Origin of the sequence: Streptomyces sp. NPDC048473 (genome assembly GCF_043200155.1) — a bacterium.
Classification (GTDB): Bacteria; Actinomycetota; Actinomycetes; order Streptomycetales; family Streptomycetaceae; genus Streptomyces.
In genome coordinates this window covers 86,767-100,844 of sequence record NZ_JBICXE010000017.1, presented here as the reverse complement: position 1 = coordinate 100,844, position 14,078 = coordinate 86,767, and the positions used below count along the sequence as shown (strand labels likewise).

Annotated in this window: 16 protein-coding genes; 6 read left to right on the top strand and 10 right to left on the bottom strand. The window is 69.7% G+C overall.

From position 1 onward, the window contains the following. Window positions 1–65: 65 nt before the first annotated feature. Window positions 66–428, top strand: coding sequence for a DUF779 domain-containing protein (locus tag ACGFU7_RS25715; RefSeq protein WP_393698713.1), 363 nt, complete (start codon window positions 66–68; stop codon window positions 426–428). A 171-nt stretch (window positions 429–599) separates the two neighbouring features. Further along, window positions 600–1,610 carry an alpha/beta fold hydrolase gene (locus ACGFU7_RS25710; RefSeq protein ID WP_393698711.1) on the top strand — a complete coding sequence of 337 codons (1,011 nt, stop codon included), beginning with the start codon at window positions 600–602 and terminating at the stop codon, window positions 1,608–1,610. 21 nt (window positions 1,611–1,631) lie between these two features. On the opposite strand, the gene ACGFU7_RS25705 is transcribed toward ACGFU7_RS25710, so the two are convergent. Then, on the bottom strand, window positions 1,632–3,221 hold the full coding sequence (locus ACGFU7_RS25705) for a hypothetical protein (RefSeq protein ID WP_393698602.1): 1,590 nt from the start codon (window positions 3,219–3,221) through the stop codon (window positions 1,632–1,634). A 141-nt stretch (window positions 3,222–3,362) separates the two neighbouring features. Further along, window positions 3,363–4,124 carry a hypothetical protein gene (locus tag ACGFU7_RS25700; protein WP_393698600.1) on the bottom strand — a complete coding sequence of 254 codons (762 nt, stop codon included), beginning with the start codon at window positions 4,122–4,124 and terminating at the stop codon, window positions 3,363–3,365. 308 nt (window positions 4,125–4,432) lie between these two features. Here ACGFU7_RS25700 and ACGFU7_RS25695 point away from each other — a divergent pair, with 308 nt between their 5' ends. Continuing rightward, window positions 4,433–5,203 carry an SDR family NAD(P)-dependent oxidoreductase gene (locus tag ACGFU7_RS25695; RefSeq protein WP_393698598.1) on the top strand — a complete coding sequence of 257 codons (771 nt, stop codon included), beginning with the start codon at window positions 4,433–4,435 and terminating at the stop codon, window positions 5,201–5,203. 26 nt (window positions 5,204–5,229) lie between these two features. Continuing rightward, on the top strand, window positions 5,230–5,631 hold the full coding sequence (locus tag ACGFU7_RS25690) for a MerR family transcriptional regulator (protein ID WP_393698709.1): 402 nt from the start codon (window positions 5,230–5,232) through the stop codon (window positions 5,629–5,631). Here the strand turns inward: ACGFU7_RS25690 and ACGFU7_RS25685 are convergent. Both ACGFU7_RS25685 and ACGFU7_RS25680 read right to left on the bottom strand, forming a co-directional pair. Further along, window positions 5,621–5,815, bottom strand: a complete 195-nt coding sequence (locus ACGFU7_RS25685) for a hypothetical protein (RefSeq protein ID WP_393698596.1) — start codon at window positions 5,813–5,815, stop codon at window positions 5,621–5,623. The two genes, ACGFU7_RS25690 and ACGFU7_RS25685, sit on opposite strands and share 11 nt — an antisense overlap. A 139-nt stretch (window positions 5,816–5,954) precedes the next feature. Further along, a complete protein-coding gene (locus ACGFU7_RS25680) occupies window positions 5,955–6,872 on the bottom strand; it encodes a phosphatidylinositol-specific phospholipase C/glycerophosphodiester phosphodiesterase family protein (protein ID WP_393698594.1) in 918 nt (305 codons plus the stop codon). 351 nt (window positions 6,873–7,223) lie between these two features. Here ACGFU7_RS25680 and ACGFU7_RS25675 point away from each other — a divergent pair, with 351 nt between their 5' ends. After that, window positions 7,224–7,655: a helix-turn-helix domain-containing protein gene (locus tag ACGFU7_RS25675; protein WP_393698592.1), complete on the top strand. Its 432-nt coding sequence runs from the start codon at window positions 7,224–7,226 to the stop codon at window positions 7,653–7,655. A 32-nt stretch (window positions 7,656–7,687) separates the two neighbouring features. After that, window positions 7,688–8,056: a DUF4180 domain-containing protein gene (locus ACGFU7_RS25670; protein ID WP_393698591.1), complete on the top strand. Its 369-nt coding sequence runs from the start codon at window positions 7,688–7,690 to the stop codon at window positions 8,054–8,056. 155 nt (window positions 8,057–8,211) lie between these two features. On the opposite strand, the gene ACGFU7_RS25665 is transcribed toward ACGFU7_RS25670, so the two are convergent. The 6 genes from ACGFU7_RS25665 to ACGFU7_RS25640 form a co-directional block, all read right to left on the bottom strand. After that, window positions 8,212–8,724 carry a GNAT family N-acetyltransferase gene (locus tag ACGFU7_RS25665; RefSeq protein ID WP_393698589.1) on the bottom strand — a complete coding sequence of 171 codons (513 nt, stop codon included), beginning with the start codon at window positions 8,722–8,724 and terminating at the stop codon, window positions 8,212–8,214. Window positions 8,725–8,801: 77 nt separating this feature from the next. Then, window positions 8,802–9,494 carry an ABC transporter ATP-binding protein gene (locus ACGFU7_RS25660; RefSeq protein ID WP_393698587.1) on the bottom strand — a complete coding sequence of 231 codons (693 nt, stop codon included), beginning with the start codon at window positions 9,492–9,494 and terminating at the stop codon, window positions 8,802–8,804. Further along, window positions 9,487–10,404 (bottom strand): ABC transporter ATP-binding protein, encoded by a 918-nt coding sequence (locus ACGFU7_RS25655; protein ID WP_393698707.1) that lies wholly within the window; start codon window positions 10,402–10,404, stop codon window positions 9,487–9,489. Before ACGFU7_RS25655 ends, ACGFU7_RS25660 begins: the two co-directional genes overlap by 8 nt. Window positions 10,405–10,481: 77 nt before the next feature. After that, on the bottom strand, window positions 10,482–11,339 hold the full coding sequence (locus ACGFU7_RS25650) for an ABC transporter permease (protein WP_393698586.1): 858 nt from the start codon (window positions 11,337–11,339) through the stop codon (window positions 10,482–10,484). Then, complete coding sequence (locus ACGFU7_RS25645) at window positions 11,332–12,297, bottom strand: ABC transporter permease (protein WP_393698705.1); 966 nt, start codon at window positions 12,295–12,297, stop codon at window positions 11,332–11,334. The genes ACGFU7_RS25650 and ACGFU7_RS25645 overlap by 8 nt, the downstream gene beginning before the upstream one ends. 23 nt (window positions 12,298–12,320) lie before the next feature. Beyond that, window positions 12,321–13,925 carry an ABC transporter substrate-binding protein gene (locus ACGFU7_RS25640; protein ID WP_393698585.1) on the bottom strand — a complete coding sequence of 535 codons (1,605 nt, stop codon included), beginning with the start codon at window positions 13,923–13,925 and terminating at the stop codon, window positions 12,321–12,323. Window positions 13,926–14,078 lie beyond the last annotated feature (153 nt).

The window sequence follows — 14,078 nt, the reverse complement described above, 5'->3', positions numbered from 1 at the left end:
ACGAGACGAAGAATCCGCATCCCGGCCAACTGCGTGCCGGAAAGCCTCCGTTCGAGCCGTCCGCGATGAGCCCGCCGGACGCGCCGCTCGTGGAGCTGACCCCCGCGGCCGCCGATCTGGTGCGCCTGTTGCGTGAGGCCCACGGTCCGCTGATGTTTCATCAGTCGGGCGGCTGCTGCGACGGCAGTGCGCCCATGTGTTACCAGGACGGAGAGTTCCGTACCGGCGGCTCCGACGTGCTACTGGCCTCGCTCGATGTCGACGGGGTGGCGGAGAGTGTTCCGTTCTGGATGTCGAAGAGTCAGTTCGAACTGTGGGCGCACACCCGGCTGATCGTCGATGTGGTGGAGGGGCGGGGCAGTGGATTCTCTCTGGAGGCTCCGGAGGGCGTGCGTTTCCTGATCCGGTCCCGGCTCGTCGGCCCATGAGGCGACGCCGCACAGCGGTGGTTTGCCGTAACGGCAAGAATGCTTGTGGCGTGGTGGCGGTGGCCGAATGATCGTGGCACAGGTGGTACCGACGGTCGAGGCGCTCCCGGCCCGGTGACCCGCGTCGCCGGCCACCGCACCGCAGCCGGTCACGTCCGCGAGGAGAACCACATGCCGCCCACCGACTTTTCCGCCGCTCCGCCGCCGGACGCCGTCCACCGGGTGGTGAAGGTACCCGGAGGCCGTATCCACCTGGTGGAGCAGGGCACCGGCCCGCTGGTCCTGCTGGTCCACGGCTTCCCCGAGTCGTGGTACTCGTGGCGCCACCAGCTTCCGGCCCTGGCCGCGGCAGGCTTTCGCGCAGTCGCCATCGATGTGCGCGGCTACGGGCGCTCGTCGAAACCCGGCGATGTGGAGGCGTACCGGATGCCGGACCATGTCGCGGACAACGTCGGGGTCGTACACGCACTCGGTGAACGGACCGCGACGGTTGTGGGCCATGACTGGGGTTCGACCATCGCCGCCGGCAGTGCGCTGCTCATGCCCGATGTCTTCACCTCCGTGGCACTGCTCAGCGTTGCGTACGCGCCGCGGAACGGTCACCGGCCGACCGACGCCTTCGGCCGCATCGGCGGTGCCGAGGAGTTCTACATCAGCTACTTCCAGTCCCCGGGACGGGCCGAGGCGGAGATCGAACCCGATGTGCGCGGCTGGCTGGCCGGGTTCTACGCCGGGCTCTCCGCCGACACGATGCCCTCGGACGGCGAAGGCAGTCTCTTCTTCGTCCCGCCGGGGGCACGGCTCCGCGACCGGTTCGCCGCCGACACCCTCCCTTCCTGGCTGAGCGAGGCCGATCTCGATTTCTACGCGGCGGAGTTCGAGCGGACCGGGCTGACGGGGGCGCTCAACAGGTATCGCAATGTCGACCGGGACTGGGAAGACCTCGCCGCCTGGGACGGTGCGCCGATCACCCAGCCCTCGCTGTTCATCGGCGGGGAACTCGACGCGTCGACCACCTGGATGGCCGACGCCATCGAGAGCTTCCCCAAGACGCTTCCCGGCCTGGTCTCCTCCCACATCCTGCAGGGGTGCGGGCACTGGATCCAGCAGGAGCGCGCCGCCGACGTCAACCGCCTGCTCACCGAATGGCTGCGCTCCCCGCAGGTCCGCGCCACCCGGTGAGCCGCAGCGCGCCTGCCGCGGTCACGCCGTGTCCCGTACCGCCACGATGCCGTTGAACACACCCACGTACGCCGTTCCGTCGGGACCGATCGTGACCGGTGCCCAGTTGTTGTCGTACGAGGGGCCGGTGCCGGTGAGCTTCTTCCAACGGCGTTCGCCGGTGCGGAAGTCCACGGCGGTGAGGTACCAGGCGTCGATGCCGAGGCTGTTGGGTTCCTTCTCGTAGAAGTACAGCAGACCGTTGGCGGTGGAGAGTTTGGGGACGGTCGAGGGTGAACGGACGGCGCTCTGCCACACGGTGTCGCAGCCGCTGCCGTCGGCCCGTACGTCGATCCGGGCGACACCGCCGACGACGCTCTTCCCGAGCAGCAGTGACGTCACGTTCTCGTAGCCGTAGTTGTTCTCGACGACGAGGCTGTTGCCCCGACTGATCATGGAGTTGTCGGTGGTCGAGGCGCCGGAGCCGAAGACCGGGACCTTGCAGACGAGGCGCCGGTCCGCGGGGACGCCGACGGCGCGGCGGTAGACCAGGACGTTCATCCGGTCGTCGGCGTTGTCGGTGATCGCGACATAGTCGTCGCCGTCACCGAAGAGGTCCGGCGTGGTGCCGGAGCCCTGGTTGACCGAGCCGGGTTTGGTGCCGGTTCCCCGGTCGTACGTCTGCCGCCACTGCACCTGCGGGGTTCCGTCCGACGATGCCGCGAAACTGTACAGGGCGTGGTCGGAGACGATCGAGACTCCGTCCTCGGCGACGGAGAACGAGTTCTGGATCTCCTCCCCCATGAGTTGCACGGAGCGGATGACGGAGGTCCCGGGGTCGACCGTGCCGACGCGGCCGAGCCGGGTCACCCACCAGACGCGACCCTGCCAGTCGGGCATCACGGAGGTGACGGGGTCGCAGATGCCGCTGGGGAAGAGGTTGGTCCAGCTGACGCAGTCGTGCGGCACCTGGCCGGTGAGGTCCCAGTCGTTGTCGACGGCAAAGTGCCAGCTGCCGTCCGCCGCCTGCTCATGGGCGATCCGCAGGATGTGCTGACGAGAGTCGGCGAGAACCACCCGGTCCCGGTTGTCGAGGTAGAAGTAGGCGCCGCCCGAGGTGTCCTTGAAGATCTTCGAGAAGTCGAGGCGGGTGATGGCCTCGACGGTCGAGGAGCGCTGCGGGAGCTTGTACTCGGCCAGGGTGTCGAGGGTGCGCGGATCGAGGAGCTTGAGCAGGAACCCGGTGAACGTGCCGCACACAGTGATCAGCCGGCCCGCCGAGTCGAAGGTGGCGGTGGCGCACTCCCCGCCGAGCGGGGCGATCTGTTCGCTGCGGACTTCGGGGCCGCGGCCGAGGGGCCCGGAGTACGGATAGGTGGCGCTGCCCGCCGCATCGGCGTGCATGGTGCTGCGCCCGTTGGGGGCAAGGAAGGGGTGCTGCGGCGGTGCCTGTCCGGGGACGGGCGAAGCCGTGGCGGGCGCCCCTTCGTAGTCGCCGACCAGACGGTGTCCTGGCGCCTTGGGGATCTCGCCCGCCGAGGCCGCGGCGCCCGGCGTCAGGAGCGCGGTGCCGCAGAGGGTGAGCGCCAGGGTCAGTGCGCGGGCACGCGCTCTTCGGGACGACGGAAACATCGGACTCCTCGGTCGGGTACGGGGGTCGCGCCGCCGCCCGACGCTAGAGCGACCGTCTTGAGGTGTCCATGGAAGTGCGCGGTGTTTCATGCCCGCTTCACGGCCTCGCAACAAGGCGCATCGCGATACGGCCGGCCGGAATCAGCCGTGTACGGGACCGGACCGTCCGCCGTGGCGTCGCCCGCGGTCGCGGTGGTCGAGCATCGCCCGTCGGATCTCGGCGGCCGTGGCCCGTGCGTGGTCCGATGTGGCAGCCCGGTCGGCAACCGAGGGAACGAAGCGGTGCTCGGGCCTTCGGCAGTGTGTACACGCGGTGTCGGTGGTGACGAGACAGCCGTCCTCGCACTGCGGGTTGGAGCAGGACCCCGGACGCAGCAGCTGCTCAGCGATCTCCTGAGCACTCCAGCGATGCCTGCCGTCCTCGCCCTTCTCGTGGAGCGCATGGGCCCAGCGGAGATTCCATCGGCGTTCGAGCCGGTCCAGGAGCTGGTCGGCGCTTCGCCGGGTCAGCTCCTGATGGATCAGTTCGGGAAGAGCGGGCGGAAGGCGGTGACCGAGCGCCTGCATCAGCGGCTGGGGAAACGCCTGAAGGACGTAACCGACCGGGTCGTTCCCCGCCCTCTCCCGCCATTTCCGGCACGGACACCCGCCCTCGGGCGGCAGCGGTGAACGGCAACGGCCGCACAGGCCGCGGCAGTCGAGGCAGAGGCCGCCGTCGAGCCCGTCCAGATGCGGTGCCGGGGCACGGCCGCATTCACGGCAACAGGCGGCACACGGACCGCAGAGCCGTTCATCGTCCATCCTGGTCGTCCAGGGTCGTTGCTGGCAGCGGCAGCAGCGGCCAGTGGTGCAGTAGTCGTGGTGAGCGGCGCCCGAATCGCGTCCGAGGGGCGGGAAAGACATGGCGGCGTTCTCCAGGTCCTTGGGGAGGTACGGGGTCCGGTGCCAGGCCCTGTTCGGGCCGTCGGCCGGTCCGTCTGTGTCGCCTCGGACCGTTTCATCCCCGCATACCGGCCGTCCCCGGATGACGGCATCGTGATGCCGACTGCTCAGGACGATCATCTTCTGTTCGTGAAGTCGGCCCGTATCCGCCCTGTTCCGGATCGCCTCCGATCACCTCCGATCGATTCAGGCGGGCACGGAAGCCCGCGCCTGGCCTCCGGGTACTCCCCTCAGCGGCTTGACCTTGTCACTGACGGCAGGGTTGAACGATGACGGGCATGGACAGCAACCCCACACCACAGACCCGCCGGATCGTCGTCGTCACCGGAGCCGGAACCGGCATCGGCCGAGCCACCGCACGCGCCTTCGCCGACGAGGGCGCCGTCGTTCTCGCCGTGGGGCGGCGGGCCGAGCCTCTCAGGGAGACCGCGACCGCACATGACCTGATCGAGCCGTTGGTGGCCGACATCACCGCCGGGGGCGGGCCCGACCGCATCATCGAGATGGCGGTGGAGCGTCACGGCCGAGTGGACGTGCTGGTCAACAACGCCGGAATCGTTCGCAGTGGTGCTCTCGGCACGTACACGACCGGGATGATCGCGCCTCAGATCGCAACGAATCTGATCGCTCCCATCCTGCTGTCCCAAGCCGCTCTGCCGCTGCTGGCGGCATCCGGCGGGGTGATCGTCAATGTCAGTACGTCGGTCGGGCAGCGGGCCTGGCCGGGCAATTCCGTGTACGCGGCGTCCAAGGCGGCCCTGGAGACGCTCACCCGCAGCTGGGCGGTCGAGCTGGCGCCGCGCGGAATCCGGGTGGTGGCGGTCGCGCCGGGTGCGATCGACACCCCGATCGGTGAGCATCAGGGCCTGACTCCCGCGCAGATGACGGCCGTCCGCGCATGGCAGTTGGCGCACACCCCGCTCGGGCGTGTGGGCAGGGCGCAGGAGGTGGCCCGGGCGATCACTCATCTCGCCGCACCGGCCTCGTCGTTCATCACCGGGGTCGTCCTGCCCGTCGACGGCGGGGCGGTCGTGGCGTGATAGGAGTGACCCGGGGGGTGGTGGGTGTGCGGATCGGCGAACTGGCCGAGGCGACGGGGACGACCGCTCGTGCGGTGCGCCACTACGAGCAGGCCGGGCTGATCTCCTCCGAGCGGGCCCCCAACGGCTATCGCGTCTACGACGAGCGGGCCGTGACGAGAGTCCGCAACATCCGTCATCTGCTGGCTGTCGGGCTCACCTTGGAGGACGTACGGGTGTTCCTGCCCTGCCTGGACGGCGATGTGGCGGCGGCGCCGCCCTCCGCCAGGGGTCTGCAGATCGCTTGGGAACGGCTCGCGGTCCTCGACGGGCGGATCGCGGCCCAGACCGAGGCCCGGGACCGGCTGGCGGCGGCACTGCATACGATGTCCGGTGACCGCGCCCTCGGGGCCCCGGTCACCGAACGGGCCTCCGAAGTCAGGGCTTGAGGCTGCTGACGACGTCGGCCGTGGCCGTCAGGCCGTTCTGAATGGTCGGCGCCATGCTCGTGCCCGCGAGGAAGAAGCCGAGCATGGCGCAGACCAGCGCATGCGAGATCTTCAGCCCCCCGTTGCGAAGGAAGATCACCGCAAGGATCAGCAGAAGCACCACCAGTGAGATCGAAATGGCCATGGCCAACCTCCTCCGCCGCGCCGGAATGCGGCATTCGGCCGCCAGTGTGGCGTAGCGGAGAGGCCATCCGGCGGACTGGCATGTCCGCCATATGGGTGTTGACTGGCTGTCACGCTCCGGACGATGCGTCCGCGTCCCGTCAGCCGCCGAGGCGAGCGGCCTCGGTCCTGGCGTCGCTGTCATGTGTACGCAGGAAGTGTTCGAGCCCTGCCAGGTCGTCGGTGTTGAGGTGGTCGACCCCGGCGGCCAGCAGCTCGGTCCATACGGCGTCCCGCTCCGGCCCCGCGACGTCGGGCGTGGCCCAGAAACGGACGCGTTGGCCGCTTCGGTGGGCCGAGGCGACGAGCGAGCGCAGTCTGGCCCGTTCGGCCGCAGGGAACGGGCCCGCGCCCAGCCAGCTGAAGTCGTCGCTCCAGCTGCTGCTGATGAGCGGGATGAACGAGGCGGTGGCCGCGGTCCCGAGGTCGTCCGGCCGGCCGTCGTAGAAGGCGTACCGCGTACGCTGCGCCTCCATCGGGACGCGGGCGGCGCGGTCGCCCGAGATGACGGGTGTGATCGCGCCGGGCCGCACCCGGCCGTTGTGGTACGCCGTCAGCATCCGCCGGTAGCGCCGGAGCTGCCGGTCGAGTTCGAGGTAGGCGGCCGCCCCGTCGGTCTTGATGTCGATCAGTAGCTGGACGGGTTCGCGGTAGCCGGGGTGGACCATGCCGTGGTTGGCCCGGACCCTGGCCAGCAGCGGGTCGAGGTAGAGCGCGGCAAGGGTTCGGGTGGGGTCGAGGTCGGTGGCCTCGTGGGCGACCAGCAGCTCCCCGTCCACGAGGAAGATGTCTGCCTCGACGCTGGTGAAGCCGTGGGCGAGCGCGTCGTGGAGGGGGTGCGTGTGCAGGTAGTCGTTGTGCGCGTGGGCCCGGCGCAGCGGACGCGGACGGTGGCGGCCTGCGGCCGACGGCGCGGCGGACGCCTCGGACGCGACGGCCGTCTGCAGGGACAGCACCGTGCCTGCGGCGACGGTGGCGAGCGCGGTGGTGACGACGCTTCGGCGGGTCGGGAACGCCATGGATTCTCCCGGGAGCGAGGGGCGGATCGGACGGTCGGACGGGACCGAGTATGCGACCGTGATCCCTGCAACGGGCAGTCACTTCACAAGAGTTGATCGGGTCGTCGTCCGCTCGTCGACTGCCGTTCCCCTGCTCTGACCGGGGCCGTCCAGCGGTGGTGGGCCCTGTCGCCGCAGGGCGAGGGACCAGCCCGCACACTCGCCTCCCCCGTTCCGGCTCGCGGAACTCGGCCTGCACGCCGCCCCTCTGCCGTATCGCTCCCTAAAATTACCTCAACTTCCTCTTCTCATGTACTTTAGAGGAAATCAGGTGTCCGCAGGACGGGCGAAAGCGCAGGTTGGGACGAAGTGGTGCGGCAGCTCTATTACTCGGTGGATCAAGTGGCGGGCCTGCTGGGGCTGCATGTCAGGACCGTGCGGGGCTATGTGCGGGACGGGCGGCTGAAAGCGACCCGGGTCGGCAGGCAGTACCGGATCACCCGCGAGGACCTGGAGGCGTTCACCGGCATCCCCGCCCCCGCTCCCGCTCGTCGTACGCGCCACGCCGAGGTGTCCGGCATCGTGCAGATCGACGCGATCAGCCCTGAGGCGACCATCCGCCTGACCAACCTGGTCATGGCGGCCGCCCAGGGCCGACACCGCGGTCAAGGCGGTGACCGGCTGCGCGTGGAGACCATCTACGACGAGGAACGAGCCGCACTCAAGATCATCATTGTGGGCGGCCTGGACACTGCGGCGGACCTGCTGAAGATCATCGACACCCTGATCGAGGAACCGGAATGAGCAGCACCTACACCTCTGAGGAACACTGCCCCATGCCTGACACACTCCAGCACCTCGCGGGCACACCCGTCCTCGTCCGCGCACTGGACGGCGCACCGCTGCGCGACGAGCAGGACGCGCTCGACCTGATCGGCGAAGGGTTCCGGCACGACGCCACCTGGGTCGCGGTTCCGGCCGGTCGGCTGACGGACGACTTCTTCCGGCTGCGGACCCGCGTCGCGGGCGACATCGTCCAGAAGTTCGTCAACTACCGCCTGAAGCTGGCCATCGTGGGGGACATCTCCCGGCATACCGATGTCAGCAACGCCCTGCGGGGCTTCGTCCGCGAGAGCAACCGGGGCACGCAGCTCTGGTTCCTGCCCGACATGGACGCCCTGCGCACACGGCTGGCACAGGACTGACGGGGAGGAAAGGAAGACGCCGGGCAAGCATATGAATCCTCGTCCTGAACCGGCACTCCTGCACCCTCCGGAACGTGCAATGAATCTCACCCATCACGCTTGTCGTCCAGTCACGGCGACCACCCCCGAGTCCACGGCTCCGGTCAGCGATCAGGTCACTCGGCGTCGACGAAGCCCATCGTTCGGTTCATGGCGATGGCGCTCGCGTTCGCCGGATGGTGGAAGGTGCGGATCTTGCGCGCCCCACACATTCCGGCGAAGGCCATCCCGAACGTCTTCATGGCGATGGAGACGCCGCGCCCCCGGTACTCGGCCCTCACCCCGGTCATCTCGTTGAAGACGAAGTCCCCATGGTCGGAGGTCGCCGCCATGCCGATCCAGGCTTCGCCGTCCAGTGCGATCACGACGCCGCGCGGATCGTATGAAGGGACTTCCAGCCGTTGCTCGGAGTATTCGTCGAACGAGTAGAACTCGCCCCGCTCCGGGATGTCGGCGGCGCACTCCTTGTTCAACTCGTACAAGGCGCGGCGATGTTCCGGTGTGTTTCCCAGTTTGGCAAGAGTGGTCAGCCGGATGCCGTCGGCGCGACACCTCGTCACGTACGCCTCGAATCGGTCCGCGTCGAACGCGCTGACATCGAGTTCCAGCTTTACCCACTGACCAGCCATGCTTCCCCTCCACCTGGATCCGCCGGACGCGGGCTTGCCCCAGCGCCCCCATTATCGATTGCGCGAAGGGCATGGGTTCATCCGGTCGGGCTCATGGACTCCTGCGCCGCGACACGCCCGGAGATTCCCTGCCAGCCGACCGTACGGTCGCACCAGCGTTCCAGCAGCACCCGGTCGTGGCCGACGGCCAGCAGCCCGGCCCCGGAATCGCGTCGGTATGCCTCGACCACCGCGACCAGCGCGGCGGTCGTCGACGCGTCGAGCATCGCGGTCATCTCGTCGCAGATCAGCCAGCGCGGCCGCAGGACCAGAGCCCTGGCCAGGCAGCCGCGCTGCAGCTGGCCGTCGCTCACCTCGTGCGGACGCCGGTTCAGCAGCTCGGCCGTGAGACCGACGGCCGGTGCCAGCTCGGCCACCCGGTCCGTCACCTCCGAGCGCCGACCGGTCGCCCGCAGCGGCTGGGCGATGAGTTCGCGCAGGCTGAGCCGGGGGTCGGCCGAGAGCCGGGGCTGCTGGAAGACGACACCGACTGCCGTGCGCTGCGCCCGCGGGGCGCGGTGCCGCCATCCCCGTACCTGTTGGCCGTCGAGTACGACCGTGCCCGCGTCCGGGCGGTGCAGCAGGGCGGCGACCTTGGCCAGGGTGGATTTGCCGCAGCCGCTCGGGCCGAGCAGTCCGACGGATTCCCCCGGCGCGATCATCAGGGATACATCGCGGACGACGGGGACGCGGGGGTCGTATCCGGCGGTGATACGGGTGAGCTCAAGCATGGGCGGACTCCTCCGCGCCTGCCCGCACAGCGTGGTGGCAGGCGAGTTGGCCGTCGAACGGGGGTGGTACGGAGCACCGGTCGTCGGCGCGGCCGCAGCGGGCCGCGAACGCGCACCCGTCGGGGAGCGCTCCGAGCTCCGGTGGCATTCCGGGGATGGGGGCGAAGGCGCGCTCCGGCAGGGCGTCGAGGAGGCCGCGGGCGTACGGGTGGCGTGGTCCCGGCTTCCCGAAGAAGCGCTTGGCGTCGGCGAGCTCGACGATGCGGCCCGCGTACATCACGGCGACCCGGTCGGCGATCCGTTCTGCCGCCGCGAGGTCGTGGGTGATGATCAGCAGCGCCCTGCCTCCGTCGGTGTGGCGGCGCAGTTCGTCGACGGTCCGCTCGACCAGGTCGCGGTCGAGTCCGGTGGTCGGTTCGTCGGCCAGGAGCAGGGGTGCGTCGCCGATCAGGGCGAGAGCGGTCGCGGCGCGCTGGGCGAGACCGCCGGAGAGTTCGTGCGGATACCGGTCCAGATGGCCGGCCGGGAACGCGGCGCGCGCGGCTGCCTGTTCAGCCGCCGCGCGCAGTGCGGGCTTTCGGGTGCCGGTCAGTTCACGGAGGGTCTCCTCCAGTTGGGCGCGCACCGTTCGGACCGGGGTGAGGTGGGCTGCGGGGCTCTGCGGTACGAGTCCGATGCGGCGGCCTCGTACCGTACGGGCGAGGGTCCGTTCATCGGCGGTGAGGAGTTCGGTGCCGTCACCGAGCACTGCCGAGCCCTCGGTCTGCGCATTGCCGGGGAGCAGTCCCAGCAGCGCGGAGGCGAGTACGGATTTGCCGCAGCCGCTCTCGCCGACCAGGGCCAGGCACTCCCCCGCCGCGAGGTCGAAGTGTGCGTCGCTGACGGCCGCGATGTGCCGCCCGCCACGCATCCGGAAGCGGACGGAGAGCCCGCGGACGGAAAGGACCGGAGTCTGCAGGTCCGGAGTCTGCGGGTCCGGGGTGGTCTTCACAGCATCAGCTCCGATCGGCGGCGCGGGTTGACCCGTTCCCGCCAGGCGCCGGCGAGGCCCGCCAGAGCCAGGGTCGGAATGATCAGGAACAGGCCGGGGAAGAGCGTCGGCCACCAGTCCCCGGCGAGCAGCGAACCGCGCGCCGTCTGCACGAGGTTGCCGAGGCTCGCCTGGTGGGTGGGGAGCCCGAGCCCCAGGAAGGAGAGCGCGGACTCGTGCCACATGGCGTGCGGCACCATGAGCACCGCGGCGAGGCCGGCCTGCGGAAGCACTGCGGGCAGCAGATGCCGGACGATGACCCGCCCGCGCGAGGCGCCGCCGGAGATCGCCGCGTCGATGAACGGGCGCGAGCGCAGCGACAGCACTTCGGAGCGGACGATCCGGGCCGTCGAGAGCCAGTGGGTGAGGGCGACGGACACGATCACGGGGCCGACGCCGGGCCGGAACATGGCGACGATGAAGATGCCGAGCAGCAGATGCGGTACGGACGAGAAGGTGTCCACGAGCCGCATGACGATCCGGTCGGTCCAGCCCCCGAACGCCGCTGCGAGCGCACCGACGGCGGTCCCGATGACGGTGGCGGTGAGTCCGGCGACGATACCGACGAGCAGCGAGACGCGGAGCCCGTAGATGCAGCGCAGCAGCAGGTCGCGGCCGACGTCGTCGGTGCCGAACGGGTGCTCCCAGGACGGTGGTTGAAGCTTGGCAGCGAGGTCGACGGCCTGCTGGTCGAGCTGGACCAGCGGAGGTACGAGGAGCACCGCGAGCAGCACCGCGGCGACGATCCCGGCGGAGCTGACCACGCGGATGCGTCGGGTGGTGCGGCGGGCGGGTCCGAGGACGAGTTCAGCCATCGAAGCCCACTCTCGGGTCGGCGATCGCGTACAGCAGATCGGAGAGGAGGTTGCCGAGGACGACCGCCCCGGTGGCGAGCACCGTGAGCGCCGCGAGCAGCGGGAAGTCGACGGAGGTCGCGGCCTGGACGGTGGCGGCGGCGATGCCGGGCCAGCTGAAGACCGTCTCGACGAGCAGGGCGCCGGTGATGAGCTCGGGGACGCGGGAGCCGATGAGGGTGAGCATCGGCAGCATCCCGGAGCGCAGTGCGTGGCCGAGCAGCACGGTGCGTTCGCTCAGTCCGCGGGCGCGGGCGCCGCGTACGGGGTCCTCGTCGAGTGCGTCGGCGACGCCCTGGCGTACGTAGAGGAAGAACCACGGCAGCTGGGAGATCCCGAGCACGGCCGCTGGGAGCACCAGATGGGTGGCGACCTGGCCGAAGGTGACCGTGTCGCTGGCCGCGTCGGTCAGGCCGCCGGCCGGGAGCACATCGAGCTTCAGGGCGAAGAACCAGATGGCGAGCAGTCCGAGCCAGAAGGCCGGGGCGGCTTCCAGCGTGTACGCGGCGGAGCTGACGCACCGGTCGAGCAGGCCGCCGGGCCTGCGTGCGGCCAGCACGCCGAGGCCCGTGCCGAGGACGACGGCAACGACGAAGGCGCTCGCGGCGAGCAGCACGGACCAGCCCAGGCGTTCGCCGATGACATCGGCAACCGGCTGGCGCATGACGCTGGAGTCGCCGAGGTCGCCGCTCAGGGCGGAGGTCAGCCAGTTCCACCAGCGGGTCACCAGGGGCTGGTCGACGCCGAGATTGGCCCGCAGCTGATCGAGGTTCTCCTGCGAGGCGGTGAGACCTGCGGTGCCCGCGTACGCCTTGACCGGGTCGAAGGGGGAGGCCGCGGCGACGGCGAATACGCCGAACGTCACGGCGGCCAGGACGGGGACGGCGAGCAGCGCCCGCCGTCCCGCCATCCTGCCCATCGGCCCCCAGGGGAGGCTGTGGTTCACTTCTTCGGCGTCCAGTCCTCGACGTTCCACCACGGGCCGGATGCCAGGCCGTGGTCGTGCGGTTCGACCTGGGTGGTGAGTGCGCCGAAACGGTCCTTCACGACGTAGAGATGGTCGATGTGGGTGAGGAAGGTGTAGCCGGGGTTCTTCACCAGTTCGCGCTGGACGGTGTCGTACGCGGCCTTCCGTTCGGCCTTGTCACCGCTCCTGCGGCCCGCTTCGAGGGCTTGGTCCACGGCCTTGTTGTCGTACCACGCCATGTTGTTGAAGCCGTCGCCCGCGAGCGAGGACTTCAGCAGGGTGTACTGGTCGAAGTCGGGATCGGCGGGCGATCCGCCGCCCGCGAGGACCGCGTCCTGCTTCATCCGGGGCTCGATGACCTCCCAGGTCCCGGCCTCGGTGGTGATGTCGATGCCGGCCTTCTTCGCGTCGGAGGCGTAGGCGAGTGCATGGTCCTGGCGGAGCTTGTCGCCGGTGAGGTACCAGAGCGGGAACGCGGCGCGTACGCCGTCCTTGGCGCGGATGCCGTCCTTGCCGGGCTTCCACCCGGCGTCGTCGAGGATCTTCTTCGCGGCGGCCAGGTCGTGGGTGCGTTCGGTGCCCTTGGCGAACCACTCGCTGTCGGTGGGGACGGGACCGTAGGCGGGCCTGCCCTCGCCGTTGAGGATGGAGTCGACCATGGCCCGGCGGTCGACGGCGACATCGAGGGCGCGCCGGATCGCGGTGTCGCCCGCGACCTTGTTGTGGGTGGGCAGCGTCACGGTGCGGTAGTCGTACGTCGTGGCGGCGTACGTCCGCGTGCCGCTGCCGCTGGCGAAACCCTTGGCCAGGTTGGGCGGCAGGATCGCGCCGTCGAGCTCGCCGGCGCGCAGCCGGGTGGCACGTACGTCGTCGTCCTTGATGATCGCCATGGTGAACTTCTTCACCTTCGGTGCGCCGCCCCAGTAGTCGGGGTTGGCCTTGAAGCTCAGCTTCTCGCCCTTGGACCACTTGGTGAGAACGTACGGTCCGGTGCCGATGGGGTGGGTGGTGAAGGCTCCGGTGTTGACGTCCTGCCCGCCCGCGACGTGTTCGGGGGCGATGGGCAGGACGGTGCGCTGAGCGAAGGGCGCGTACGGGTACTTGAGCGTGAAGACGACGGTGTCGTCGCCGGTCGCCTCGACACTCTTCACCGCGTCGAGTTCGGTCCGGGACGCGTTGTTGGTCTTCTCGTCCAGGATGGTCCGGTAGGTGAAGACGACGTCCTTGGCGCCGAACGGCTTCCCGTCGCTGAACTTCACGCCCCGGCGGAGCTTGTACGTATACGTGAGTCCGTCGTCGCTCACCTCGGGAAGGGCGGTGGCGAGCGCGGGCCGCAGCTTCATGTTCCCGTCGAGGGCGAGCAGCCCGTCGAAGATCTTGGAGTTGCCGTCCTTGCCGTAGCCGAGGAGCGGGCTGAGGGTGTCGGGCTCGTAGGCGATTCCGACCACCGCCGAGTCCGCCGCGCCCGAGCGGGAGTTGCTGCCGTCCGAGCCTCCCGGTTGTGAGCAGGCTGCCGCGGTCAACGACAGCACGGTCGCCAGTGTCGCGGCGACCGCTCCCCGTATCGATCGGGCCGTCATACTCTGCACATCCCTTATTGAAGATCGACTGTTATTGCGAGCCAGTCGCAATTAAACAGCAGGTAAAGGGATGCCCGGTACCCCGCCGGACGGCGGAACGACGGAGCGGAGGTGCGTGAACACGCACCTCCGCTCCCAAGTCCCGCCGCGCCG